Raw genomic sequence first — 24,328 nt, forward strand, 5'->3', positions numbered from 1 at the left:
CCCTCCCGGACCCTAGGCGCCCCGCGGATAGCGGGCCAGCCAGCCGGGGGCAGCGCCCGCCGGGCTGTGCAGGGCCGGGCCCTGGGTCATCTCCATCGCGAAGTCGTCGGCGAGTTCCAGGATCGTGGGACGGCCCTCCAACTCGGCCAGCCAGGCCGGCGGGAGGGCCGTCTCGCCGTGCAGGGCGCCGAGCAGGCCGCCGGTGAGGGCGCCCGCCACGGCGGAGGGCCCGGCCTGGTTGACGGCGAGACACAGCCCGTGCCGCACGTCCTCACCGACCAGCGCGCAGTACACGGCGGCGGCGAGCGAACCGTCCGCCGCCCCGTCGCCGGCCAGCTCCTCGACCCGCGCCGGGGAGGGCATCCCCTGGCGTACGGCGCCCAGCGCGTGCTGCAGCGCGTCCGAGACGGGCTGGTGCCCCGGCCGGCCGGAGAGCAGGGCCAGCGCCCGCTGGACGGCCCCGTCCAGCGAGTCCCCCCGGGCCAGCGCGTGCACGATCACGGCGTAGGCGCCCGCGGACAGGCAGGCGGTCGGATGGCCGTGGGTCTGCGCCGCGCACTCCACGGCGAGCTGGACGACCAGCTGCGGCTCCCAGCCCACCAGCAGCCCGAACGGCGCGGACCGGGCGACGGCCTCGGGACCCATGTCGTCGGGGTTCTTCGGTGACTCCAGGGTCCCCATGTTCTCGTCCCCGAGCCCGATCAGCAGCGACCTCGTCGGGTCCCGGCGGGCGTACAGCCACTCCTCGCGGGCGAGCCACCCGTCCTCCTTGCGGCGCTCGTCCGGCCCCCAGTCCCGCTGGGTGGCCGCCCACCGCAGATAGGCCCGATGCAGGTCGGTGGGCGGATGCCAGGCCCCGGTGTCTCTTCTGACCTGGGCTCTTATCAGCCCGTCCACGGTGAACAGGGTGAGCTGGGTGTGATGCGTGACGATCCCGCGCCCCCCGTGCCCGAACCCGAGGTCGACCAGCCCCTCGGGCCCGTAGGCCGCCCGTATCTCCTCCAGCGTCAGCCCGTCGACGGCCCCGCCGAGCGCGTCCCCCACCGCGGAGCCGAGCAGGGTGCCCCGCACCCGGCTCCGGAAGTCCTGTTGCTCGGCACGGCCCCAGACGGCACCCAGCGTCGCACCCACCACCATGACCTCCACACGGGCACCGTCCGTACACACAGGCGCACAGCACTGTAATCGACCGGGAACGGTCAGTTCAGGGTGCAGATAAGTATGCGAAGTGTGGGTTGTGTGGTCCCGACTGATCGGATTTCGGTCCTACTCCAAGGCTGTCATGGAGCACGGTTGTCGCAACCCGTTCTCCTGGGCTGCCCCCAGCTCCACCCAGACGACCTTGCAGCCCGCCGGCGCCTCCGCCACACCCCACCGGTCCGCACATGCCGCGACGATCAACAGACCCCGCCCCGATTCCGCGTCGCCGGACGCCGGATCGTGGAGGCGCGGTACCCGGTCGCCCCGGGCGTCGGTCACCTCGACACGGAGCGTGCGGTCGGCGAACAGCCGTAGCGCCAGCCGGAAGTCCCGCCCCGCCACGCGTCCGTGCAGCACCGCGTTGGACGCCAGCTCGGCCACGATCTGCGTGGCCTCCGCGAACGGCACTCCCCAGTCGTCGAGTTGGCGTTCCGTGAGCAGCCTCGCGAGTCGCGCACCTCTTCGAGTGGCGGACAGCTGAACCGTGAAGTGGTGCGTCGGGACGGTGACCTGCCGGACGGATTTCTGGGTCATGTCACCCAGCGTGGCCGTCCGTTCCTACTCTGAACAGCAACGACCCCGGCACAGAGCGTCACTGTCCGGGTGCCGGGCGGTGCTGTACGGGTCGTACACCAGAAGGGGCCGGTGTGGAGGACGAGGAGGCCGAGGCCGTACTCAGGGCGGTCGGGCGGCAGATCAAGGCGTGGCGGGAGGCCGCGGGGATGCGGCAGGGCGAGCTCGGGACCGCCCTCGGGTACAGCGAGGAGATGGTCTCGGCGGTGGAGCGGGGGCGCCGCATCCCCAAGCCCGACTTCCTGGAGAGGGCCGACGAGGTGCTGGGCGCGGGCGGCAAGCTCGCGTTCATGAAGGAGGACGTGGAGCGGGCGCGGTATCCGAAGAAGGTGAGGGATCTTGCCAAGTTGGAGGGCGAGGCGGTCGAACTCGGTGCCTACGCCAACCACAACATGCACGGCCTGCTCCAGACGCCGGAGTACGCGAGGGCGTTGTTCGCCATGCGACGGCCCGCCTATCCGGAGGACGAGATCGATCGCCAGGTCGCCGCACGCGTGGCGCGACAGAGCGTCTTCGAGCGGGTACCCCTGCCGGAGATCACCTTCGTCCTGGAAGAGGTCACGCTACGACGGCCCATCGGAGGCAGAATGGTGCTGCGGCAGCAGTTGGAACGCCTCCTGCACATCGGCACGTTGAGGCACGTCGCGATTCAGGTGATGCCCACGGACCGTGAGGACCACGCCGGAATGGGCGGCTCGCTCCAGCTGCTGAAACTCCGGGACGGCAAGACGCTCGGACACTCGGAGGCTCAGCTGCACAGCCGCATCATCAGTGATCCCCGCGAAGTACAGATCCTGGAAATGCGCTATGGAATGATCCGGGCCCAGGCTCTTACGCCTCGGGAGTCGCTGACCTTCATCGACAAAGTTCTGGGAGAAACGGCATGACCACGCTTGAGTGGTTCAAGAGCAGCTACAGCAGCAACGACGGCCCCGAGTGCGTCGAGGTCGCCACATCCCCCCTCACCCCCACCGTCCACGTCCGTGACTCCAAGGACGAAAAGAGGGCACCGCTCACCTTCGCCGACGCCTCGTGGGCGGACTTCGTGCGCGGGATCGGCCGTTCATGACCGGCGGTCCCGACGTGAGCGCTCTGGCGATCAACGTCACGGTCCCGGAGGAACTCCGCTGGACGGACACCCGGCGCGGCGAGGAGTTCTCGCTGAGCACGCTCAACATCCGGCTCCTCCCGGACGGCCGCCTCGCCGTGAAGGCCTACGGACGGCCGGTGGCCGGCGGCCGGGGCGCCTACGTGTCGTTCCCGGTCCCCGACCGGCCCGAGCTGGCGGCCCTGGTCGCCGAGGCCGCCGACCGGGCCGGGACGCTGTGGGCCGCCCACCGCGGTCTCGGCTGAGACTCAGGTCCGTTCGGCCGACCGCTGCCGTACCAGCGCCCGCATCTCCAGGGCCCAGGGGTAGTCGGCGTGGAGCGCGAGGGCGCGGTCCAGGTCGGTGAGGGCCTCCTCGTGTCGGCCCAGGTTGGACCGGGACACGCCCCGGCTCGCGTACGCCGACGCGTAGCCGGGGTCGAGTTCGAGGGCGCGGTCGTAGTCGGCCAGGGCCTCCGCGTCGCGGCCGTTGACCCGTAGCGCGTCGCCGCGCTCGCAGCGGATCCAGGCCCAGTCCGGTTGCAGGGCGAGGGCACGGTCGAGGTCGGCGAGGCGCCGGGTCTGGTCGCCGAGGCCGCGCCAGACGCGGGCCCGGCGTGCGAGGGCCCAGGCGTAGTCCGGCTTGAGTCCCAGCGCGCGGTCGAAGTCCGCGAGGGCCGTGTCGAGGTCGCCGTGGCGCTCGTGGGCGGCACCGCGCGAGGCCCAGGCGAACTCACTGGTGGGGGCGCGCCGGATCCCCTCGCTCAGGTCGGCGACCGCCGCGTCGTGGTGGCGGGCCAGCCGGTGGTGCTCGCCGCGCAGGATGACGTTCCACGGGTTGTCCGGTTCCAGTTCGAGCACCCGGTCGAGGTCGGCGAGCGCGCCCTCGTGGTCGCCCGTCCCGCCGCGGGTCACGGCCCGGCCGCGGTAGGCCCGCACCAGGGCCGGGTCCAGGGCGAGGGCGTGGTCGTACTCCTCCAGGGCCCGCTCGGGCGCGCCGTCCCGGGCGAGCGCGTCGGCCAGCAGTGCCCAGGCCGTCGCCCGCCACGGCTCGTCGCCCCGGGCGCGGCCGAGCAGCAGCCGGAGCAGACCGGCGAGCCCGTCCCCGGTGAGGGCCCCGGAGAGGTCGGCGCCCCAGTTCCGTACGGCCTCCGCGTCCGCGTCCTCGCCCGCCTCGACCAGGAGCCGCACCCAGGGCCGTACGGCGTCGTCGCCGTGGGCGCAGGCGGCGACGACGTCGGCCAGGGCCTCGGGAAACGCGGCGCGTGGTCTCGCGCAGAGCAGGTGGTAGGACTCGCCGAGCCGCAGCTCGCGCCATCCCTCGTCCGCCCACGACCCGTCCGCCCACGACCCGTCGGTCCGCAGGTCGGCTTCGGCCTCCGTGCGTCGCCTTCCGTACGCCTCGGCCAACCGGGTGTGCCGCTCCGCCCAGCCCTGCGGTGAGCGGAGCCGCTGGAGCCGGAGCATCGGCGCCCGTACGACGTCGTGGTACTGCAACCGCCCCCCGCGCTCGCTGACGAACGGCATGCCCCTCAGCCATGCGAGGAGCGCGCCCACCTGGTCCGCGGGGCCGTCCACGACGGACCGGAACAGGTCCTCGTCCAGTCGCCTGGGCAGCGCGCCCGCCAGCGCGGCCGCCCGCCGGACCGGATCACGCTCCCACTTCAGGAAGCGGTCGACGGCGGTGGCCGTGGGGTCCCCGACCTTGTCCAGATCGTCGGGCCTGGTCTCGGCGAGGGTGGAGACCAGCACCGGGAGCCCGCCGGTGAGGCGGAGCACCTCGGCGACCACCGGTTCGTCCCGTACTCCCTTGTCGGCGAGCAGTCCGCGCGTCTCCGCCTCCGTGAAAGGGCCGAGGGGGAGGTCGGCCATGAAGTCGGCGAAGCCGCCCCAGCGGGCGATGTCGAAGGGATGCTGGCCGGAGGTGACCACGACGACGTTGGCGGGGAGGGTGCCGTGCCGGTCGGTGGTCATGATGTCGTGCAACCAGGGGCCCAGGAACGGGCCGGTGCGTTCGTAGGTGTCGAGGAAGAGGACCACCCAGGGAGCGGTGCCGGCCGCGCCGGCCAGTTCCGACAGCAGCACCGGGGTCAGCACCCGCTCGGGGGAGAGCACGAGCTGGGCGTCCTCCTGGCTGCGGAAGCGGGCCCGGAGTCGGTCGGCGCCCTGGGCGATGCGGTCCGTGTCCAGGGCGGCGGCGAAGGCGCCGGCCACCGGGACCATGCCGAGTCCCACCTGGGCCGCCCGTGCCACGGCCAGGCTCCCCGCCGACGGTTCCTCCGGGTCCTCCGGTCCGCCCGTCGCGAGAGCGGCCTCCGCCTCGTGGCGCCGCTCCCGGTGCGCGGTCAGCAACCGCTCCAGTTCCTTGAACCGCCGTCCCTGGGAGGCGAAACGGCGTGCGAGCACGGTCATCGCCCCGGGCACGCTGCCCGCGCCCTCGTCGACGTACGCGGTCAGCGCCCCGGCCTCCCGGGCGATCTGCTCCAACTCCCTCACCAGGAAGGTCTTGCCGACGCCCGCGTCGCCGTGCACGTGGAACAGGAACCGGTGCCGTTCGTCCTCCGGGGGCAGGTCGAGGTTGCGCCGGAACGCGGCCCGCTCGTCGATGCGCCCGACGAACCCGGCCCTGCGGCGACGCCCGATCAGCTCCTGCATCGACGGCCTCGTCGACCCCATTCCGCGCACCTCCGTAACCGCTCCGCCCGCAGTCCTCACCTGACATGCTGCACCCATGCCGACACCGCCCCCGCTCCCCCGCGCATCCGTCGAGGGTCCCCGTCGCACCGTCACCGGGCTTCGTGTACAGGCGCGTTCGGTGAGCCGGGAGGTGCGCGGCGCCGGACGGGTACTGAACGGCGTATCCGTCGACATCGTTCCCGGCCGGCTCACGGCGATCGCCGGGAGCAGCGGTGCGGGCAAGACCGTGCTGTTGCAGACGCTGGCGGGGCTGAGCGCACCGACCGAGGGCGAGGTGCTGCACGACGGGTCGCGGCCCGGACCGCCCGGACCGGACTTCGGGTTCGTTCCGCAGGAGGACATCATCCACCGCGAACTCCCGCTGCGCCGCACCCTGGTGTACGCGGCGGGACTGCGGATGCCGCCGGGGACGTCCGCGGCGACCGTGCTCGAGACCGTCGACGGGGTACTGGAGACACTCGGCCTGGCGGAGCGGGCGCGGACGCCGGTACGCGCGCTGAGCGGCGGTGAGCGCAAACGGGCCAGTATCGCGGTCGAGTTGCTGACCCGGCCCAGGGTGCTCTTCCTGGACGAACCGACGTCGGGACTGGACCCGGTCACGGGCGCGGCTCTGTTGCGCACGCTGCGGACGCTGGCCGAGGACGGCACCACCGTCGTGCTGACCACGCACGTCCTCGCCGACCTGCTCCGCACCGACCAGGCCGTCTTTCTGTCCGCCGCCGGCGAGGTCGCGTACGCGGGTGCGCCCGGCGGCCTGTGCGCGGCCTTCGGGGTCGACACGGTGGAGGAGGTGTACGAGGCGGTGGCGGGCGGGGCGCGCGCGGAACGGGCCGGGCCCGAGGAGATCGCGGAGTCCGCCTCCACCGCGCCGTCGACGGTACGGCCGGCGCGGGTCGGCGCCCTGCGCCAGTGGGCGTTGCTGACGCGCCGCGGTACCGCGCTGCTGCTGCACGACCGTCTCTCGGTCGCCGTCCTCGCGGGCTCGCCGGTGATGATCGTGGCGATGTTCGCGGTGCTGTTCCGGGCCGGCGCGTTCGATCCGGCGGCACCCGATCCGGGCTCCACGGCGATGATCATGTTCTGGATCGCGTTCGGGGCGTTCTTCTTCGGGCTGACGTACGGCCTGCTCCAGATCTGCACCGAGTTGCCCGTGCTGCGCCGGGAGTGGCTCGCGGGACTGCGGATCGGCCCGTACGTCGCCTCGAAGCTGACGACCATGCTGCCGGTGCTCGCGGTCGCGGACGCGCTGCTGCTGGCCGTGCTGCGGGCGCTGGACCGGCTGCCCGCGGCCGGCCTGGACACGTACGGGTCGCTGTTCGCGTCGAGTGTGCTGGCCTCGGCCGCCGCCCTCGCGCTCGGGCTGCTCGCGTCGGCGGCGGTGTCGGAACCGGGCCAGGCGACGCTGATGCTGCCGTTGCTCTGCTTCCCGCAGGTGCTGTTCTCGGGTGCCTTCGTACCGGTGCCGCGGATGACGGTGGCCGGGAGGGCGATCAGCTGGGCGATGACCAATCGCTGGGCGTTCGAGGCGCTGGGCAGCGGGGTGGGGCTGGAGTCGTTGTGGCGGAGGGGCGGTTCGCCGCTCGGCCGACCGCTGCTGGCGTCCTACGGGGACTCGTTCGGGCATCCGGCGAGCCGCGGGTGGGTGATCCTGGCGGGCTTCGCGCTCGTCTTCCTGGCCTGGACGTGGGTGATCCTGGCGCGCAAGTGCCGGGACGGGGCGGCCAGGAGCCGGTCGGGCCGGTGATCGCCGGGCGACCGCACGGCCCGGTGATCGCCGGGCCATCGCACGGGCCGGGTCAGCATCCCTCCCGCGCGGCAAGCCCGGTCGCGCCCGGCGTCCGGTCCCGGTAGGTCTCCGCCACGAACGTCAGGAACGTCTCGATGTCCCTGGGCTGGGACGACACGCCCAGGGAGACCCGGACGGCGCCCGCCGACGGCAGCCCCAGGAGGTCCAGGTACTCCTCCAGGGAGCCGAGTCGGCTCCGCGCGGCCGTGCGCAGCCGGGTCAGCGGCAGGGCGAACGCCTCCTCCCCGGCGCCCGGGTTGCAGAAGCAGCCGGTGCGCAGGGATATGCCGCGGGCGGCACTGTCACGGGTGACGACGCGCTCGTCGATGACCCGGCCGTCCGCGCCCAGCAGGTTCAGCGCGACCGTGCCGCCGAGGTCCGCGTCGGCGCGATCGGCGCCGTACACCTGGACCAGGGGGGAGCCGTCACTGTGCCGCAACGCCGCCAGTCCGGTGCGCAGTCGGCGGGCGAGGCCCGTCACGTGGGCGTGTATCCGGTGCATGCCGATGTCCTCGATCCAGGCGAGGCCCGCGGTCACGTCCGGTACGGACAGGAAGTTGACCGTGCCGTCCTCGAACGCGGCCTCGTCGGCGGCGAGGACGTGCCACTGGGCCCGGGCGCTGACCGCGTAGATGGTGCCGCCCGAGAACCAGGGGCGGCGCAGCCTGGCGAGGGCGGCACGGCGGGCGATGAGACTGCCGATGCCGGTGGGGTGCCCGAAGACCTTGTACCAGCTGACGGCGGTGAAGTCCGGGTGGTGGCGGCTCAGGTCCAGGACGTTGGCCGGTACGAAGGCCGCCGCGTCGAGCAGTACGTCGTAGCCGTGCGCCTGGGCGGTGCCGATCCAGTCCAGCGAGTGCCGGACGCCGGTGAAGTTGCTCTGCGCCGGGTAGGCGAACAGGCCGCCCGAGCCGGCGCCCCGGCGTGGGCCGGGCGCGGACAGCGCGGCGAGCAGGCGCCCCTCGTCGATGTGCAGGCCCGGTACGTACTCGGTCGCGGCGCCCCGCGCCCGCGCGTACTCCCGCAGGCCGTTGACCGAGTTGTGGTTGTCGAGCGACATCACGAGCCCGCTGTCGCGGGAGAAGGGGTACGCCTCGCCGACCAGCCGCAGGGCACCGGTCGTGTTCGGGGTGAAGATCACGGCGTACTCGTCGGGGTCGGCGTTGAAGTACCGGAGCACCGCCCGCCGGGCCTCGGAGAGCAGCAGCCCGGAGGCGCGGGAGGCCGGGTTCTCGGAGTGCGGGTTGCCGAACAGCCCGCCGGTGATCCGCCGGGCGCTGCCCAGGACGAGGGAGCGCGGGGGAAGTCCGGCGCCGGTGTGGTCGAGGTAGGTGTGTCCGCCCTCGTCGAGGTAGCCGAACTCGCGGGTCCGCAGCTCCGCCAGGCCGTCGGGATCCTCTTCCGTCGCCGTGCCGCGTATGCCCCCGGTGGCGTCCGCCGTGTCCACGAGACCCCCTTCGCATGAACCTGCCCCCAAGGTACCCGCGTGCGAACGGCGGGCAGCGGCGGCGCGACGCGGGCGGCCGGCGGCGTTCCTGGGGCGTTCCGGGGGTGCTGACGGCCGGGCCGGGGAAGGACGGTGACATGTCCACCCCCCACGCGCCTCGTGCGCTCTCCCTCACCGCGGCCCTGCTCACCGGCACGGTCGCGCTCTACATCGCCCTGGTCGCCTTCGGGAACATCACCGACTTCGGTACCAACCAGGCCTTCGTCCAGCACGTGCTGGCCATGGACACCACGTTCAAGGACGACGACCTGATGTGGCGGGCCGTCACCAGCACCGGGCTGCAGAACACCGCCTACGTCGCCATCATCGTGTGGGAGACCGCCGCCGCGCTGGTGCTGGTCGCCGGGACCGCGCTGTGGTTCCGGCGCGACGACGACCTCGCGCGCCGGGTGTCCACCTACGGCCTGCTGATGCTCGTCCTGCTCTTCGGCGCCGGGTTCGTCGGGATCGGCGGGGAGTGGTTCTCGATGTGGCAGTCCAAGACCTGGAACGGGCTGGACGCGGCGACCCGGGTGCTGGTGCTCACCGGGATCGCGCTCGTCGTCGTACGGCTGCCGGAGCGGTCGCCGGCTACTTGACCACCGTCACCTTGGTGTTCGGTTCGGTGCCGAACGTCCACAGGGCCGCCCCGTCCGCCTTGTGCATGCGGATGCCGCTGGTCTGCTTGCCGGCGGCGGGGGCCGGGGAGGAGCCGTCGGCCGCGTTGGAGAAGGCGATCGACAGCCCGGACTTCGCGGCGAAGTAGAGGACGTGCTCGATCTGGACGCCGTCCGAGCCGGTGGTGGCGGACCGCGTCCTGGAGATCGTGTAGGTGCCGGGGTCGGGGCTCACCGTCCCCGGCCACACCGTGAACGTGCGGGTGGCCTTGTCGTGCGCGTCGACCGTCCAGACCCGCTTCTGGCCGAGCGAGTAGACGATTCGGCGTCCGGTGCCGGAGGCCGCCGGGGCCTCGGGGGCCTTGGTGGGCTTGGGAGACGGCGAGGGGTGGGCGCCCGCCGACGCGCTCGGCGACGGGCGGACCGCCGCGGCCGTGGGGTGCGGCCCCTTGTCGGCCTGGAGGGCGAGGAAGACGACGGCCACCGTCGCCCCGGCCGTCAGACCGGTGACCCAGATCCAGGAGGGCAGCAGTCGGGCAGCCACGGGTACGCATCTCCTCCGTTATGAGGGCCCCTACGTCTTCGCACAGGAGTCGGATCATCGTACTGCGCGCTGCCCGCCCGCTCGCTCCGGTACCGGGCCGGGCGGACGGCCCCGGCGGACGGCCCCGGGGATCCGTCCGCCCGGTCCGGTCAGTCCAGCACCGGGAGCAGCTCCGGCAGGTGCCCGTCGGACGCCTCCGCCGCCCGGCGGCGCTCCTCGGACACCTCGCCGTACAGCGTGGTGCGCGGCCTCGCCGGGCGGCCCGCCGCCCGGGCCACCGCGATCAGGTCCCGCACCGACTTGTACGAGCCGTACGACGAGCCCGCCATCCGCGAGATCGTCTCCTCCATGAGCGTGCCGCCCAGGTCGTTCGCGCCCGAGCGGAGCATCTCCGCCGCACCCTCCGCGCCCAGTTTCACCCAGCTTGTCTGGATGTTCGGGATGTAGGGGTGCAGCAGCAGGCGGGCCATCGCCGTCACCGCGCGGTTGTCGCGCATGGTCGGGCCGGGCCGCGAGATGCCCGCCAGGTAGACGGGGGCGTTGGTGTGGATGAAGGGGAGCGTCACGAACTCCGTGAACCCGCCTGTCCGCTGCTGGATGCCGGCCAGCGTGCGCAGGTGGCCGAGCCAGTGCCGGGGCTGGTCGACATGGCCGTACATCATCGTGGACGAGGAGCGGATGCCGAGCTCGTGGGCGGTCGTGACCACCTCGATCCAGGTGGCGGCGGGCAGCTTGCCCTTGGTGAGGACCCAGCGGACCTCGTCGTCCAGGATCTCGGCGGCCGTGCCGGGGATGGTGTCGAGCCCGGCCTCCTTCGCCGCGGTCAGCCACTCGCGGATCGACAGGCCGGTGCGGGTGGCGCCGTTCACCACCTCCATCGGCGAGAAGGCGTGCACGTGCATGCCGGGGACCCGCTCCTTGACCGCCCTCGCGATGTCGAAGTACGCCGTGCCGGGCAGGTCGGGGTGGATGCCGCCCTGCATGCAGACCTCGACCGCGCCGACGTCCCACGCCTGCCGGGCCCGGTCTGCGACCTGGTCCAGGGAGAGGGTGTAGGCGTCGGCGTCGGTGCGGCGCTGGGCGAAGGCGCAGAACCGGCAGCCGGTGTAGCAGACGTTGGTGAAGTTGATGTTACGGGTGACGATGTAGGTGACGTCGTCGCCGACCGCCGCCCTGCGGACGTCGTCGGCGATCCCGGTCAGCGCGTCGAGCGCCGGGCCGTCCGCGTGCAGGAGGGCGAGCGCCTCGGCGTCGGTCAGCTTCGTCGGGTCGTCGGCCGCGGTCGCCAGGGCCTGGCGGACGTCCGTGTCGATGCGCTCGGGCGCCATGCCGGGCGCGGCCGCCTCCCGCAGGGCCCCCCAGTCGCCGTACACCTCGTCGAAGTCCTCGCGGCGGTCGCCGGTACGGCCCTCGGTGTCGACGGCGGTGTGCAGGTCGGTGCGGCCGGTCGCGACGAAGACCTCCTCGGGCTCCTGCCAGGGATGCCCCTCGACCACCGCGTCCGGGCGGGCGAGGCCCGTCTCCGGGTCGGCCAGCGCGGCCACGTGCGGGCGCAGCCGCGGGTCCAGCCAGGGCTCACCGCGGCGCACGAACTCCGGGTACACGCACAGCCGTTCACGCAGCTCGAAACCGGCGGCCGCGGACTGCGCCGCCAGTTCCTCGATCTGCGGCCAGGGGCGTTCGGGGTTGACGTGGTCGATGGTGAGCGGGGAGACCCCGCCCCAGTCGTCGATGCCGGCCGCGATCAGGCGCCCGTACTCGCTGTCCACCAGGTTGGGCGGCGCCTGGATGTTGCCGGCCGGGCCCATGACCAGCCGGGCCACCGCCACGGCCGCGACCAGCTCGTCCAGTTCGGCGTCCGGCATGCCACGCATCGCGGTGTCCGGCTTGGCACGGAAGTTCTGGATGATCAGTTCCTGGACACCGTGGTACGAGCGGGCGACGCGGCGCAGCGCGAAGAGGGACTCGGCGCGCTCCTCGTAGGTCTCGCCGATGCCGATCAGGATGCCCGAGGTGAACGGGACGGAGGACCGGCCCGCGTCCTCCAGGACCCGCAGCCGTACGGCGGGTTCCTTGTCGGGAGAGCCGTGGTGCGGGCCGCCGGGCTCGGACCACAGTCGGGTCGCGGTCGTCTCCAGCATCATGCCCATGCTCGGCGCGACGGGCTTCAGCCGCTGGAAGTCGGTCCAGGACATCACCCCGGGGTTGAGGTGCGGCAGCAGGCCGGTCTCCTCCAGGATGCGGATGGAGACCGCCCGGACGTAGGCGATCGTGTCGTCGTAGCCGTGCGCGTCGAGCCACTCGCGCGCCTCCGGCCAGCGGTCCTCCGGCTTGTCGCCGAGGGTGATGAGGGCTTCCTTGCAGCCGAGGGCGGCGCCCTTGCGGGCGACGTCGAGGACCTCGTCCGGGGACATGAACATCCCGTGCCCGGCCCGGCGGAGCTTGCCGGGGACGGTGACGAACGTGCAGTAGTGGCACTTGTCGCGGCACAGTCGGGTGAGGGGGATGAAGACGCTCTTCGAGTACGTGATGACACCCGGGCGGCCCGCCTGTTCCAGACCGGCGTCCCGCACCCGGGCGGCGGAGGCGGCGAGGTCGTCGAGTGCCTCGCCGCGCGCCTGGAGGAGCACGGCGGCCTCGGAGACGTCGAGGGCGACGCCGTCCCGGGCGCGTTTGAGGGCGCGACGCATGGAGTTCTCGGTGGGGCCGGTTCCGGGGGTCGCGGAAGTCGTCATTCTTCGAGCATACGGAGGGCTCCGCCGGTTCAGCCGGGACGGGGGTTACGGGGTGTGGGCTGCGGTGCGTTGCCTGGTGCGGGTGCATCGTGGCTGTTCGCGCAGTTCCCCGCGCCCCTGAAAGAAGGGGCGCTGCGGTGTGCGCCCCTTTGGGGGCGCGGGGAACCGCGCGAGCGACCACGGCGCACCCGCAGCCGCCCGCCGCCTCAGCCCCGCAGACGAGTCGGCGCAGCCCCGTTCACAGGTACCGCGCGTATCCGTCCAGCACCCCCAGTACTTCCGCCTCCCCCGCCGGCGGCAGTTGGAGCACGATCTCCTCGACGCCCAACTCGGCGTAGTGCGCGAGCTTCCCCGCCTCCGGCAGCACCGCGTACGGCACCACCTGGAGCGCGGCCGGATCCCGTCCCGCGTCGGTCCACACGCCCCGCAGCACCGGCAGCGACTCGGTCAGCCCGCGTCCTCCGATCGGCATCCATCCGTCCGCGTACTCGGCGATGTGCGCGAACAGTTTCGGCCCGGCGGCCCCGCCGACCAGCGTGCGCGGACCGACGACCGGCCCGCGCGCCTTCTGCACCGGCTTGGGGAACGCGGAGGAGGCCCGGACGCTCCCGAACTCCCCTTCGTAGGCGGTCGGTTCCTCCGTCCACAGGGCCCGCATGAGGCCCATCCGGTCCCGGGTCAGCTCCCGCCGGGTCCGCCAGGCGACGCCGTGGTCCGCCGCCTCCTCCACGTTCCAGCCGAATCCGACACCGAGCGTGAACCGGCCGCCGGACAGGTGGTCGAGGGTGGCGATCTGCTTGGCGAGGTCGATCGGGTCGTGCTGGGCGACCAGCGTGATGCCGGTGCCGAGGCCGAGGCGCTCGGTGACGGCGGCGGCCTGGCCGAGGCCGACGAAGGGGTCGAGGGTACGGCCGTACTCGCGGGGCAGGTCACCGCCGGCCGGGTAGGGGGTGGTCCGCTCGACCGGGATGTGCGTGTGCTCGGGCAGGTACAGCCCGGCGAATCCGCGCGCCTCCAGTTCACGGGCGAGCCGGACGGGGGCGATGGTCTCGTCGGTGAGGAAGATCGTGACGGCTATACGCATGGGCCATCTGTACCGGGGGCGGCGGGATATGTCCATACCGACTGGTCGGCATCACCCGCCCCAGCTTTCACACTGCTATGCACATGACATACGGACGTCTGTGGATCCCCCGTGCTTCCGCGGGAGTTCACGTCGGAAGGGGAGAGTCACCGGCATGTGTGAGGACACGCACGGCATCGGCAGACGCGCACTGATCGTGACGGGCGCCGCGGCAGCCCTTACGTTGGGAACCGTGAGCTTCGCGGCGGCGGACGGCCAGGACCCGGGGTCCCAGGAGACGAGGACGGTCCGGGGCACGCTGCCGCCCGGCTGCCCCGACTTCGTGTACGTACCGGTCGAGGTCCCCGCCGGCGTACGGGAGATCAAGGTCTCCTACACCTACGACCGGCCGAGCGTGCCGGCCGGCGTCACGGGCAACGCGCTCGACATCGGCGTCTTCGACCAGCACGGCACCGCGCTCGGCGGCAAGGGATTCCGGGGCTGGTCGGGCGGCGCCCGCACCGAGTTCTTCATCCGCGCCGACGACGCGACCCCGGGATACCTCCCCGGCCCGGTGCACGCCGGCACCTGGCACGTCGCCCTCGGCCCCTACACGGTCGCCCCGCAGGGCCTGGCCTACGAGCTGACGGTCACCCTGACCTACGGCGAGCCCGGCACCCCCGTCCGCCCGGTGTACCCGCCGTCACGCGCCAAGGGCCGGGGCCGGGACTGGTACCGGGGCGACTGCCACCTGCACTCCTGGTACTCGGACGGCCGCCGCACCCCCGCCGAGATCGCGGCCCTCGCCCGCGCCGCCGGCCTCGACTTCATCAACTCCTCCGACCACAACACGCACTCCTCGCACGCGCACTGGGCGGACCAGGCCGGCGACGACCTGCTGATCATGCTCGGCGAGGAGATCACCACCCGCAACGGCCACGTGGTCGCCCTCGGCACCGACCCCGGGACCTTCGTCGACTGGCGCTACCGGGCCCGCGACAACCGGTTCGGCCGCTTCGCCCACCAGATCCACAAGGCCGGCGGCCTGGTCGTCCCGGCCCACCCGCACGCCACCTGCGTGGGCTGCGCCTGGAAGTTCGGGTTCGGGGAGGCCGACGCGGTCGAGGTGTGGAACGGCCCCTACACCCCCGACGACGAGGTGGCCCTCGCCGCCTGGGACGCCACGCTGGTCGCCTCGGTCCGCGAGAACAAGCAGTGGCTGCCCGGCATGGGCAACAGCGACGCGCACCGCGACCCGGACGCCGTCGGCTCGCCCCAGACGGTGGTGCTCGCCGACGACCTGAGCCGCGAGGCGATCCAGGAGGGCCTGCGCGCGGGCCGTTCCTACGTCGCCGAGTCGAAGAACGTGACCCTGAGCTTCACGGCGACGGGCGGCCGGGGCGAGCGGGCCGGCATCGGCGAACGGCTCGCGGTGGCCGCCGACACCCCGGTGACCGTCCGCCTGGAGGCCTCCGGAGTACCCCGCTGCACGGTCCGCCTCGTCACCGACGAGGGCGTCCTGCTGACCAGCGACCCGCTCCCGGTGACCGGCTCGGGCGTGGTCGAGTGGCGGACCACCCCGCAGTACGCGGCGTACGTGCGGGCGGAACTGCGCCACGAGACGGCGGCGGGCCCGCTCCCCGGCGCCCTGGCTGCACTGACGAACCCGATCTTCCTGGGGCGGTAGACCCCGCGGAGCAGCGTGGGCGCCCGGAGCACGAGAGCCGGGCGCCGGCCCCGGGTGCGACGCCTCGGTCAGTCCGGCGCGGCGTCCAGCAGGCTGTCGAAGCCCAGCGGCGGGCGTCCCAGGAGGTCCTCGACCTCGTCGGTCGCCCGGTCGTAGCGGTTCTCGCCGTGCAGCCTGGCCATCGTGGCGATGTGGTCGAAGAGGTGCGGGTCCAGACCCAGCGGCTCGAGGTCGTGCTCGACCCACTCGTCGTAGGGCACGTCGACGTACGTCACCGTGCGGCCCAGCGCGGCCGAGAACTCGGCGGCGATCGCGGTCATGTCACGGGATCCGGCGCCGGTGAGTTCGTGGACCCGGCCGGTTCGCGGCGAGGGGTCGAGCAGCAGACGGGCGACGACCGCGGCCACGTCGCGGGCCGCCACCGGCGAGGTGCGGGCGGTGCCGAAGGGGAGGCGGACGGTGCCGTCGCGCCGGGCGGAGGCGACGGCGAGCATGCCGAACAGCGGGTTCTCCATGAACACCGTGGGCCGGACGTGGACGACCGGCAGACCGGACCAGTCGAGGACGTGCTCGGAGAGCCAGTGCAGTCGCTGCTGGTGCGACTCCGCGCTGCTGGTGAGGCTCATCTGGGAGACGGTCATCTGCGACATGTTCACCAGCAGGTCGAGCCGCCCGCTCTCCAGGCCCGCCGCCGCCATGATCGTCGCGGCCTCCAGGTAGCCGAGCGACGGGCTCATCCCGAAGTAGACCCGGCGGCAGCCCGCCAGGGCCGCCACCACGTCCGCACCGCGCGTGAGGTCGCCGACCACCACCTCGACACCGTCGAGGGCCCGCAGGGCGGTGGCCCGGTCGTCGTCGTGGTGCACCAGCGCCCGCACCGGCACCCCGTGCCGGCACAACTCCCCGACGACCTTCCCGCCCACACCTCCGACGCCGCCGGCGGCCGCACCGGTGACCAGGATCGGATCAGCACTCGGCAAGACGTCCTCCCGCAGTCGGCAACCCGCTCCGCCTTTCTACGGCACGCGGACCGCCTCGCGGCACGCCCCGCCGGGCGGGCCACACGTCAGGAGTAGCCGCCCCGGCGGCACCGCTCGCTCACCCGGGCCACACGAGCGCCTGCACCTCGCTGTAGGCGTGCAGGGCGTACGAGCCGACGTCCCGGCCCACCCCGCTCTTCTTGAACCCGCCGAAGGGAGCCTCCATGTTCCGGCCGACCGTGTTGATCCCGACGCCGCCCGCGCGCAGCCGGCGCGCCACCCGGAAGGCCCGGGCCACGTCCGAGGACCAGACGTAGTCGATGAGGCCGTAGTCGGAGTCGTTGGCGAGGGCGATGCCCTCCTCCTCGTCGTCGAAGGGGACGACGGAGACGACCGGCCCGAAGATCTCCTCGCGGACCGCCCGCATGTCGTTGCCGCAGTCGGCGAGGAGGGTGGGGGCGACGTAGAAACCGCGCTCCGGCGAAGGGCGTTCGCCGCCGGTCACCACCGTCGCGCCCTCCTTCCGGGCGAGTTCCACGTACGACTCGACGCGCGCCCGGTGCTCGGCGGTGATGACCGGTCCGACCACCGTGTCCGGAGCCGCCGGGTCCCCCACCGTCAGCCGGCCCGCGTACGCGGCGAGTCCGGCCACCAGACGGTCGTACAGCCCGCGCTGCACCAGCACCCGGGTGGGCGCCGTGCAGATCTGTCCGCTGTAGAAGGAGAACGTGGTGCCGATCCCTGAGACGGCCGAGCCGAGGTCCGCGTCGTCGAGGACGACCGCGGCGCCCTTGCCGCCCAGTTCCATCAACTGCCTTTTCATGTGCCGCCCGCACACCTCGGCGATGCGCTGTCCGACGGCCGTGGACCCGGTGAAGCTGACCATGTCGACGTCGGGGGAGGCGACGGCCGCCTCCCCGACCCCGCTGGAGCGGCCGGAGACGACGTTCACCACACCGGGCGGCGCCCCGGCCGCCTCCAGCGCCTCCGCCATCCGGTACACGGACAGGGGGTCCTGCGGGGCCGGCTTCACCACCACCGTGTTGCCCATGGCGAGGGCCGGGGCGATCTTGCCCGCCGGGTTGGCCCACGGGTTGTTGTAGGAGGTGATGCAGCTGACCACACCGACCGGCTGCCGCACGGCAAGCGCGCCCATCACCGCGGCCTTCCCCATCGGTCCGGCTTCGTTGATCTGTGGTGGGATCGCCCACTCGGCGGGCTCGACGGTCGCGTACCGCCGGAACCTGGCCACCGCCACCCCCACCTGCATGGCGCGGGCGGTGGCGGTGGTCGCGCCCGTCTCGGCGCGGGCGAGGTCCGCGTGCTCGCCGAGCCGCCCGCGGATGATGTCGGCGGCCCGGCCCAGCACCGCGGCGCGCTCCGCCGCCGGCGTCCGCGACCACGCCCCGAAGGCCTCCCGGGCGGCTGCGCAGGCGGCCAGCACCTGCTCCTCGGAGGCCTCGGGCGCCCAGCCGACGGTCTCCTCGGTCGCCGGGTCGACCACCGGATAGTGCCCGGCGTCCGGCTCGGTCCAGGCGCCCCCGACGAACAGCCGCTGCCGGCCCGCCGCGCTCACCGGGTGCTCACCGTCCTGGTGTCCCGTCCGGACCGCAGCACCTTCCCCGGTACGGTCCCGCTCACCACGTCGTTCCGGATGGCCTCGACGCCGTTGACCCAGACCGCGCGCACGCCGATCGCCTTCGAGTCCAGGCGCGGGCTGTCTCCCGGCAGGTCGTGCACCAGGGTGGCCTGGCCGGCGGCGATCCGTTCCGGGTCGAAGAGGACCAGGTCCGCGTGCCAGCCCTCCGCGATCCGCCCGCGTTCCCGCAGCCCGAAGAGCCGGGCGGGATCGTCGGTCAGCATCTTCACGGCCTGCTCCAGACCGAGCAGTTTCCGGCCGCGCAGGCAGTCGCCGAGGAACCGGGTGGTGTAGGGCGCCCCGCACATCCGGTCCAGGTGCGCCCCGGCGTCGGACCCGCCGAGCAGGACGTCCGCGTGCTGCCAGGTCTCGGCGCGCAGCGCCCAGGAGGCGGGGTCGTTGTCGGTGGGCATGGGCCACAGGACGGTACGGAGGTCGTCCGCGGCGCAGATCTCGACCAGGGCGTGGAAGGGTTCCTGGCCGCGTTCCCTGGCGATGTCCCCGACCACCCGGCCGCTCAGCCCGGCGTTCGCCTCGCTGTAGGTGTCCCCGATGACGTACCGGCCGAAGTTCGCCAGCCGCCGGAAGACCCCGGCCTCCTTGGAGTGGGCGCGCGCCAGCATCTCCGTGCGTACGGCGGGATCGCGCAGCCTCTCGATCCGCTCCGGAACCGGCAGGGCGAGGACCGGCCCCCAGCCGGGGATCAGGTTCAGCGCGCAGAAGGTCCCCAGGGACATGTTCATCGGCGTGAGGATCGGCATGGTGAGGGCCACCACCCGGCCGCCCGCCTTGCGGGCCCGCTCGCTGGCCTGGAGCTGCCGCGGCACCCGTTCCGGGACGGCGGCGTCCACGGTCAGCACGTTCCAGTTCAGGGGGCGTCCGGCCGTCGCGCTCATCTCCGCGAGCAGTTCGATCTCGGCGTCGCTGAACTGGTCCAGGCACCCCGCGGTGATCGCCTCGATCTGGGTTCCCTCGTGTTCGCCGACGGCCTTGGCCAGGGCCAGCAGTTCGGCGGGCAGTGCGTGCCGGGAGGCGACCGGCTGCCCGTCGCCGTCGGAGTGGGTGCTGGACTGGGTGGTGGAGAATCCCCACGCGCCGGCGTCCATGGCCTCGTGCAACAACGCGACGATCTCGTCGAGTTGCCCGTCACTGGGCTGCCCGCCCACCGCGTCCGCGCCCATCACGTGACGGCGCAGGGCGCAGTGCCCCACCATGAAGCCCGCGTTGACGGCGATCCGCCCCTCCAGGGCGTCCAGGTACTCCCCGAAGGAGCTCCAGGTCCAGGGCGCCCCTTCCTCAAGGGCGACCAGGGACATGCCCTCGACCTTGGACATCATGCGCCGGGTGTAGTCGGCGTCCTCGGGGCGGGCCGGGTTCAACGGGGCGAGGGTGAAACCGCAGTTGCCGGCCGCGACCGTGGTGACCCCGTGGTTCAGGGAGGGGGTCGCGTACGGGTCCCAGAACAGCTGGGCGTCGTAGTGCGTGTGCGGATCGACGAACCCGGGCGCGAGCACGAGCCCGGTGGCGTCCTCGCTGCTGCGGGACTCCTCGGTGACGGCACCGACGACGGCGATCCGGCCGTCGCGGATGCCGACGTCGGCGGTGAAGGCGGGCGCGCCGGTCCCGTCGACGACCGTCGCCCCTTCGATGACGTGATCGAGCATTGGGCTCACCTCTTGGTTAGCGTCAGGACTACTCACCCGGGGGCGCTGGGGGTCCCCCCGGCCGAAGGCTGCGGGGAGGAACTGCGCGACCAGCCGCGACGCACCCGCACCCCGCGACGGCGACTACGCGGCGCCCCGGAACCGGGTCGTCCGGTGAACGGGGTCCGTGTCGATCTTCGGGATCACGTGCTCCCCGATCAGCCGGATCGTCTGCAGCGTCTCCTCCTTCGGCACCCCCACCGGCAGCCCGAAGCTCAGCTGGTCCGCGCCTGCCTGCTCCCACCGCTTGCACTGCCGCAGCACCTCGTCGGGGTCGCCGCAGATCAGCAGTTCCTCCTCGACGAGCAGTTCCACGAACTCCGGCGTGTACTCGGGCAGCGTCTCCGGCCACACGGGGAAGCCCTCGGGCCGCGGGAAGGTGTCGTGGTAGCGGAAGACCAGGGAGGGCAGGTAGTGGAGCCCGCCGGACGCGGCGATCCGGATCGCCTCGTCGTGGGTCGGCGCGCAGATCGCGGTCGTCGTCACCATCACGTTGTCGTTGACGAAGTCCCCGACCGGCTCGGCGTTCACGATCGCCGTCTTGTACTGCTCCAGCACCCACTCCATGTCGGAGACCTTCTGGATGCTGAAGCCCAGGACGCCGAGCCCCTTCTTCGCGGCCATGGCGTACGACGGCGGCGACCCGGCCGCGTACCACATCGCGGGGTGGGACCTTCCGTACGGCTTCGGCAGCACCTTGCGCGGCGGCAGTTGCCAGTGCTTGCCCTGGAAGCCGACGTACTCGTCCTGGAGCCACATCTTGGGGAACTCGGCGATGGTCTCCTCCCAGATCTCCTTGGTGTAGTTCATGTCGGTCACACCGGGGATGAATCCGAGGATCTCGTGGGAGCCGGCCCCGCGTCCGCTGCCGAACTCGAAGCGGTTGCCGGTGAGGTGGTCGAGCATGGCGACCTTCTCGGCGACCTTCACCGGGTGGTTGACCTGGGCGAGGGGGTTGAAGATCCCGGAGCCGAGGTGGATCCGCTCGGTGGCGTGCGCGAGGTAGCCGAGGTAGACGTCGTTGGCGGACAGGTGGGAGTACTCGTCGAGGAAGTGGTGCTCGGACGCCCAGGCGTACTTGAAGCCGGACTTGTCCGCCTGGATGACGTACTCGGTCTCCTCCATCAGTGCCTTGTGTTCGGCCAGCGGGTCGGTCTCGGCTCGCTTGCCCACGTATCCCTGTACAAAGAGGCCGAATTCCACGGCGGTTCACCGTCCCAAGTCCAGGTGGTCCCTATGAGTCCTACGACTTTCTGACGTACCGTCAGAAAGGTCAAGAGCTGACGACACGTCAGATGACACTGACCCCCGCCAGCCACCCGCCGTCGATCACGAACGGCTGCCCGGTGATGTACGACGAGTCGTCCGAGGTCAGGAACAGCGCCAGCCTGGCCACCTCCTCGGCCCGCCCGATCCGGCCCAGCGGCACCAGCCTGCGGTACAGCTCGTCCAGGGCCCGGCTCATCTCCTCCGGGTCGGCCGCGGGGTCGAGCCGCGCCGGATTGGACATCGCGGTGTCGATGGCGCCCGGGCAGATCGCGTTGACCCGGATCCGCCGGCCGGCCAGCTCCAGGGCGGCGACCCGGGTGAGCCCGAGCACCGCGTGCTTGGTCGCGGCGTACGTGCCCACCGCGGCCATCCCCGTCAGCGCCGTGTAGGAGGCCGTGTTGACGATGGTGCCCCCGTCGGCCAGCTCCGGCGCCACCGTCTTCATGCCCAGGAAGCAGCCGACCTGGTTCACCTGCACGACCTGCATGAACTCGTCCAGGGGCGTGTCCACGAGCGCGTTGAACCGCAGGATGCCCGCGTTGTTCACCAGCCCGTCGAGGCGGCCGTACGCCTGCTTCGTCGTGGCGACCGCGGCCTGCCACTCCTCCTCCACCCCCACGTCCAGGTGGACGTAGCGCGCCCCGATCTCCTTGGCCAGCGCCTCGCCGAGGTCGTCCAGGACGTCCGCCACGACCACGCTCGCGCCCTCCCCGGCGAAGAGCCGCGCCTCCTGCTCGCCCTGCCCGCGCGCCGCCCCGGTGACGATGACGACCCGCCCGTCCAGCTTGCCCATGCCACCCGCTCCTCAGCTCAGCCGGGGCGCGACCTCGGCCCCGAACGCCGCTATCTGGTCGATGAGTTCGGTCCGGCCGCGGCTGCGGAACCGCACCTGGATCTGGTCCACGCCCATCTCGCCGTAGGCCCGCAGCGACTCGGCGAGGGCCCCGGGAGGGCCGCTGAGGGTGCGGCGGCCGACGTCCCACCCGGGCGTGCCGACGTACAGCGGCTCGGTGATCGCGCCGACGGTGATCGGTTCGCCGACGCCCGCCTCCGCCCGCAGCCGCCGCAGCCGGGCGATCTGGGCGGGCAGCCGGTCCCTCGGGTCGCCCTGCGGCAGCCAGCCGTCGCCCTTGAGCGCGGCCCGCCGCACCGCGGCCGGTGACGACCCGCCGACCCACACCGGCACCCGCCGCTGCGCGGGCCTGGGCCGCTGCCCGAGCCCCTCGAAGTCGTAGAACTTCCCGTGGTGGACGGGGAACTCGTCCGGGCCGAGGGCGGCGCGCAGCGCGTCGACCGCCTCGTCGAGGACCGCGCCGCGCTGCCCGAAGTCCACCCCCAGCACCTCGAACTCCTCCCGCACGTGACCGGCCCCGACGCCGAGGACCAGCCGGCCGCCGGAGAGATGGTCGAGGGTCGCGTACTGCTTGGCGGACAGCAGCGGGTGGCGCAGGCCGACCACCGCGACATGGCTGAGCAGCCGGATCCGTTCGGTGACGGCGGCCAGGTGGGCGAGGGTGGCGACCGGGTCGTACCAGACCGTGCTCATGGCGGCGGCCAGCCGGTGCGGGATCGCCACGTGGTCGCAGACGGCGAGGTAGGCGAACCCGGCGCGCTCGACGGCCCGGGCGATCTCGACCAGGTCCGCGGCGCCCGCGTCCGCCTCCCACCGCTCGGCGTAGATCGTGGACTGGGACTGGACGGGCAGCTGGATGCCGTAGTCGGTCACCGCGTACCGCCCCAGAGTCCCTCGGGGGTGAGGCCCAGCAGGTCGATGGCGTTGCCGCGGACGATGCGTTCGACGACGTCCGGAGCGAGGTGGCCCATCTGCGCCTCGCCGACCTCGCGGGACTTGGGCCAGGTGGAGTCGGAGTGCGGGTAGTCGGTCTCGTAGAGGACGTTGCCGAGGCCGATCGCGTCGAGGTTCCTCAGGCCGAAGGCGTCGTCGAAGAAGCAGCCGTACACGTGCTCGGCGAAGAGTTCGGAGGGCGGGCGGGTGACCTTGTCGGCTACGCCGCCCCAGGCGCGGTTCTCCTCCCAGACGACGTCGGCGCGCTCCAGGATGTAGGGGATCCAGCCGATCTGGCCCTCCGCGTACATCACCTTCAGGTCCGGGAAGCGCTCGAACTTGCCGCTCATCAGCCAGTCGACCATCGAGAAGCAGCAGTTGGCGAAGGTGATGGTGGAGCCGACGGCCGGCGGGGCGTCCGCGGAGGTGGAGGGCATCCGGCTGCTGGAGCCGATGTGCATGGCGACGACCGTGCCGGTCTCGTCGCAGGCGGCGAGGAAGGGGTCCCAGTCGTCGGTGTGGACGGACGGCAGCCCGAGGTGCGGGGGGATCTCGGAGAAGGCGACGGCCCGGACCCCGCGGGCCGCGTTGCGGCGGACCTCGGCGGCGGCCAGGTCTGCGTCCCACAGGGGGATGAGGGTCAGGGGTATCAGCCGGCCCCGCGCGAGCGGACCGCACCACTCCTCCACCATCCAGTCGTTGTAGGCCTGGACGCAGAGCAGGGCCAGTTCGCGGTCGGTGGCCTCGGTGAAGGTCTGGCCGCAGAACCGGGGGAAGGTCGGGAAGCAGAGGGCGGACTGGACGTGGTTGACGTCCATGTCGGCGAGCCGCCGCGGGACGTCGTAGGAGCCGGGCCGCATCTGCTCGTACGTGATCACCTCCAGCTTGATCTCGTCCCGGCTGTAGCCGACCGCGGTGTCGAGGCGGGTGAGGGGGCGGTGCAGGCCCTCGTAGATCCACCAGTCACCGATCGGGCCGTCCTCGCCGGGGCCGCCCATGACCGGCTTGAAGCGGCCGCCGAGGAAGCTCATCTCGCGCAGTGGGGCCCGGACGATGCGCGGTCCGGTGTCCAGGTACTTCTTCGGGAGGCGGGACTGCCAGACGTCCGGCGGCTCCACGGTGTGGTCGTCGACGGAGATGATCAGCGGGAAGGTGCCGTCCTGGGTGTCCATGGCGCTCACGGTAGCGCTGATCTGACGAACCGTCAGCTATCGGAATGACGGTTCGTCAGCCGGAGGGCCGGGTAACGCCCCGGCAGCCGTACGCTGAGCGTGCGCACCGGCACCGGACGGCGGGAGGCCGGTCCGGCCGGCCGGGGCGTTCCGCCGTGAACCGGACCCGTTCGCGGCGGCGACCGCCGTGTGAAGACTGTGTGCACCACCGTGCGCCGGCCTGTGATCGGTGTCTCGCCAGGCTGACGCGGCTCGCGCGGACAAGGCAGACTGACGGTGTGGATCGGGACGTCTAGGGGGACGGG

At 72.7% G+C, this 24,328-nt stretch carries 20 protein-coding genes; 6 read left to right on the top strand and 14 right to left on the bottom strand.

Annotation, left to right across the window (positions count from 1 at the left end; all coding sequences use genetic code 11):
- Positions 1-12: 12 nt before the first annotated feature.
- Positions 13-1,131, bottom strand: coding sequence for an ADP-ribosylglycohydrolase family protein (locus tag ACFY3I_RS31580; RefSeq protein WP_390864672.1), 1,119 nt, complete (start codon positions 1,129-1,131; stop codon positions 13-15).
- Positions 1,132-1,266: 135 nt separating this feature from the next.
- Positions 1,267-1,734 (bottom strand): ATP-binding protein, encoded by a 468-nt coding sequence (locus tag ACFY3I_RS31585; RefSeq protein ID WP_390864490.1) that lies wholly within the window; start codon positions 1,732-1,734, stop codon positions 1,267-1,269.
- 113 nt (positions 1,735-1,847) lie between these two features.
- On the opposite strand from ACFY3I_RS31585, the gene ACFY3I_RS31590 reads away from it, so the two are divergent.
- The 3 genes from ACFY3I_RS31590 to ACFY3I_RS31600 are packed head-to-tail and all read left to right on the top strand — an operon-like array spanning position 1,848 to position 3,126.
- A complete protein-coding gene (locus ACFY3I_RS31590; protein WP_390864491.1) occupies positions 1,848-2,660 on the top strand; it encodes a Scr1 family TA system antitoxin-like transcriptional regulator in 813 nt (270 codons plus the stop codon).
- Complete coding sequence (locus ACFY3I_RS31595) at positions 2,657-2,842, top strand: DUF397 domain-containing protein (protein WP_390864492.1); 186 nt, start codon at positions 2,657-2,659, stop codon at positions 2,840-2,842. Before ACFY3I_RS31590 ends, ACFY3I_RS31595 begins: the two co-directional genes overlap by 4 nt.
- Positions 2,839-3,126, top strand: a complete 288-nt coding sequence (locus ACFY3I_RS31600; RefSeq protein ID WP_390864493.1) for a hypothetical protein — start codon at positions 2,839-2,841, stop codon at positions 3,124-3,126. Before ACFY3I_RS31595 ends, ACFY3I_RS31600 begins: the two co-directional genes overlap by 4 nt.
- A 3-nt stretch (positions 3,127-3,129) precedes the next feature.
- Here the strand turns inward: ACFY3I_RS31600 and ACFY3I_RS31605 are convergent, their stop codons facing one another.
- A complete protein-coding gene (locus ACFY3I_RS31605) occupies positions 3,130-5,535 on the bottom strand; it encodes a tetratricopeptide repeat protein (RefSeq protein ID WP_390864494.1) in 2,406 nt (801 codons plus the stop codon).
- A gap of 55 nt (positions 5,536-5,590) precedes the next feature.
- Between ACFY3I_RS31605 and ACFY3I_RS31610 the strand changes: the two genes are divergently transcribed.
- Positions 5,591-7,300 (top strand): ATP-binding cassette domain-containing protein, encoded by a 1,710-nt coding sequence (locus tag ACFY3I_RS31610; protein WP_390864495.1) that lies wholly within the window; start codon positions 5,591-5,593, stop codon positions 7,298-7,300.
- A 52-nt stretch (positions 7,301-7,352) separates the two neighbouring features.
- Here ACFY3I_RS31610 and ACFY3I_RS31615 read toward each other — a convergent pair whose 3' ends face one another.
- The gene (locus ACFY3I_RS31615) at positions 7,353-8,789 is read right to left on the bottom strand and encodes an aminotransferase class V-fold PLP-dependent enzyme (RefSeq protein WP_390864496.1); all 1,437 of its coding nucleotides are present in this window, start codon (positions 8,787-8,789) and stop codon (positions 7,353-7,355) included.
- Between the two features lie 137 nt (positions 8,790-8,926).
- Between ACFY3I_RS31615 and ACFY3I_RS31620 the strand changes: the two genes are divergently transcribed.
- On the top strand, positions 8,927-9,427 hold the full coding sequence (locus tag ACFY3I_RS31620; protein WP_390864497.1) for a DUF2165 domain-containing protein: 501 nt from the start codon (positions 8,927-8,929) through the stop codon (positions 9,425-9,427).
- On the opposite strand, the gene ACFY3I_RS31625 is transcribed toward ACFY3I_RS31620, so the two are convergent.
- The 3 genes from ACFY3I_RS31625 to ACFY3I_RS31635 all read right to left on the bottom strand — a co-directional run bounded on the left by ACFY3I_RS31625 (position 9,420) and on the right by ACFY3I_RS31635 (position 13,808).
- Positions 9,420-9,989, bottom strand: coding sequence for a hypothetical protein (locus tag ACFY3I_RS31625; protein ID WP_390864498.1), 570 nt, complete (start codon positions 9,987-9,989; stop codon positions 9,420-9,422). The genes ACFY3I_RS31620 and ACFY3I_RS31625 overlap by 8 nt on opposite strands.
- Positions 9,990-10,138: 149 nt before the next feature.
- On the bottom strand, positions 10,139-12,724 hold the full coding sequence (locus tag ACFY3I_RS31630; protein ID WP_390864499.1) for a bifunctional FO biosynthesis protein CofGH: 2,586 nt from the start codon (positions 12,722-12,724) through the stop codon (positions 10,139-10,141).
- A 238-nt stretch (positions 12,725-12,962) separates the two neighbouring features.
- Positions 12,963-13,808 carry an LLM class F420-dependent oxidoreductase gene (locus ACFY3I_RS31635; RefSeq protein WP_390864500.1) on the bottom strand — a complete coding sequence of 282 codons (846 nt, stop codon included), beginning with the start codon at positions 13,806-13,808 and terminating at the stop codon, positions 12,963-12,965.
- A gap of 154 nt (positions 13,809-13,962) precedes the next feature.
- Here ACFY3I_RS31635 and ACFY3I_RS31640 point away from each other — a divergent pair, with 154 nt between their 5' ends.
- Positions 13,963-15,474 carry a CehA/McbA family metallohydrolase gene (locus tag ACFY3I_RS31640; RefSeq protein ID WP_390864501.1) on the top strand — a complete coding sequence of 504 codons (1,512 nt, stop codon included), beginning with the start codon at positions 13,963-13,965 and terminating at the stop codon, positions 15,472-15,474.
- Positions 15,475-15,542: 68 nt separating this feature from the next.
- Here the strand turns inward: ACFY3I_RS31640 and ACFY3I_RS31645 are convergent, their stop codons facing one another.
- From ACFY3I_RS31645 to ACFY3I_RS31675, 7 genes are all read right to left on the bottom strand, one after another.
- Complete coding sequence (locus ACFY3I_RS31645) at positions 15,543-16,454, bottom strand: NAD(P)H-binding protein (RefSeq protein ID WP_390864502.1); 912 nt, start codon at positions 16,452-16,454, stop codon at positions 15,543-15,545.
- A 118-nt stretch (positions 16,455-16,572) separates the two neighbouring features.
- Positions 16,573-18,030 (bottom strand): aldehyde dehydrogenase family protein, encoded by a 1,458-nt coding sequence (locus ACFY3I_RS31650; RefSeq protein WP_390864503.1) that lies wholly within the window; start codon positions 18,028-18,030, stop codon positions 16,573-16,575.
- Positions 18,027-19,850, bottom strand: coding sequence for an amidohydrolase family protein (locus ACFY3I_RS31655; protein ID WP_390864673.1), 1,824 nt, complete (start codon positions 19,848-19,850; stop codon positions 18,027-18,029). The genes ACFY3I_RS31650 and ACFY3I_RS31655 overlap by 4 nt, the downstream gene beginning before the upstream one ends.
- Before the next feature lie 30 nt (positions 19,851-19,880).
- Positions 19,881-20,999: an LLM class flavin-dependent oxidoreductase gene (locus ACFY3I_RS31660; protein ID WP_390864504.1), complete on the bottom strand. Its 1,119-nt coding sequence runs from the start codon at positions 20,997-20,999 to the stop codon at positions 19,881-19,883.
- Between the two features lie 88 nt (positions 21,000-21,087).
- Positions 21,088-21,858 (bottom strand): SDR family NAD(P)-dependent oxidoreductase, encoded by a 771-nt coding sequence (locus tag ACFY3I_RS31665; protein WP_390864505.1) that lies wholly within the window; start codon positions 21,856-21,858, stop codon positions 21,088-21,090.
- A 12-nt stretch (positions 21,859-21,870) separates the two neighbouring features.
- Positions 21,871-22,791: an LLM class F420-dependent oxidoreductase gene (locus ACFY3I_RS31670; RefSeq protein WP_390864506.1), complete on the bottom strand. Its 921-nt coding sequence runs from the start codon at positions 22,789-22,791 to the stop codon at positions 21,871-21,873.
- The gene (locus ACFY3I_RS31675) at positions 22,788-24,023 is read right to left on the bottom strand and encodes an amidohydrolase family protein (RefSeq protein WP_390864507.1); all 1,236 of its coding nucleotides are present in this window, start codon (positions 24,021-24,023) and stop codon (positions 22,788-22,790) included. Before ACFY3I_RS31675 ends, ACFY3I_RS31670 begins: the two co-directional genes overlap by 4 nt.
- Positions 24,024-24,328: the final 305 nt, after the last annotated feature.

The organism is Streptomyces sp. NPDC001068 (assembly GCF_042897315.1).
GTDB lineage: Bacteria > Actinomycetota > Actinomycetes > Streptomycetales > Streptomycetaceae > Streptomyces.

Coding starts and splice junctions, on each gene's coding strand:
- ACFY3I_RS31620 (WP_390864497.1), top strand. CDS start 8,927: ATGTCCACCCCCCACGCGCCTCGTGCGCTCTCCCTCACCGCGGCCCTG.
- ACFY3I_RS31610 (WP_390864495.1), top strand. CDS start 5,591: ATGCCGACACCGCCCCCGCTCCCCCGCGCATCCGTCGAGGGTCCCCGT.
- ACFY3I_RS31605 (WP_390864494.1), bottom strand. CDS start 5,535: ATGGGGTCGACGAGGCCGTCGATGCAGGAGCTGATCGGGCGTCGCCGC.
- ACFY3I_RS31585 (WP_390864490.1), bottom strand. CDS start 1,734: ATGACCCAGAAATCCGTCCGGCAGGTCACCGTCCCGACGCACCACTTC.
- ACFY3I_RS31640 (WP_390864501.1), top strand. CDS start 13,963: ATGTGTGAGGACACGCACGGCATCGGCAGACGCGCACTGATCGTGACG.
- ACFY3I_RS31675 (WP_390864507.1), bottom strand. CDS start 24,023: ATGGACACCCAGGACGGCACCTTCCCGCTGATCATCTCCGTCGACGAC.
- ACFY3I_RS31665 (WP_390864505.1), bottom strand. CDS start 21,858: ATGGGCAAGCTGGACGGGCGGGTCGTCATCGTCACCGGGGCGGCGCGC.
- ACFY3I_RS31630 (WP_390864499.1), bottom strand. CDS start 12,724: ATGACGACTTCCGCGACCCCCGGAACCGGCCCCACCGAGAACTCCATG.
- ACFY3I_RS31635 (WP_390864500.1), bottom strand. CDS start 13,808: ATGCGTATAGCCGTCACGATCTTCCTCACCGACGAGACCATCGCCCCC.
- ACFY3I_RS31595 (WP_390864492.1), top strand. CDS start 2,657: ATGACCACGCTTGAGTGGTTCAAGAGCAGCTACAGCAGCAACGACGGC.
- ACFY3I_RS31600 (WP_390864493.1), top strand. CDS start 2,839: ATGACCGGCGGTCCCGACGTGAGCGCTCTGGCGATCAACGTCACGGTC.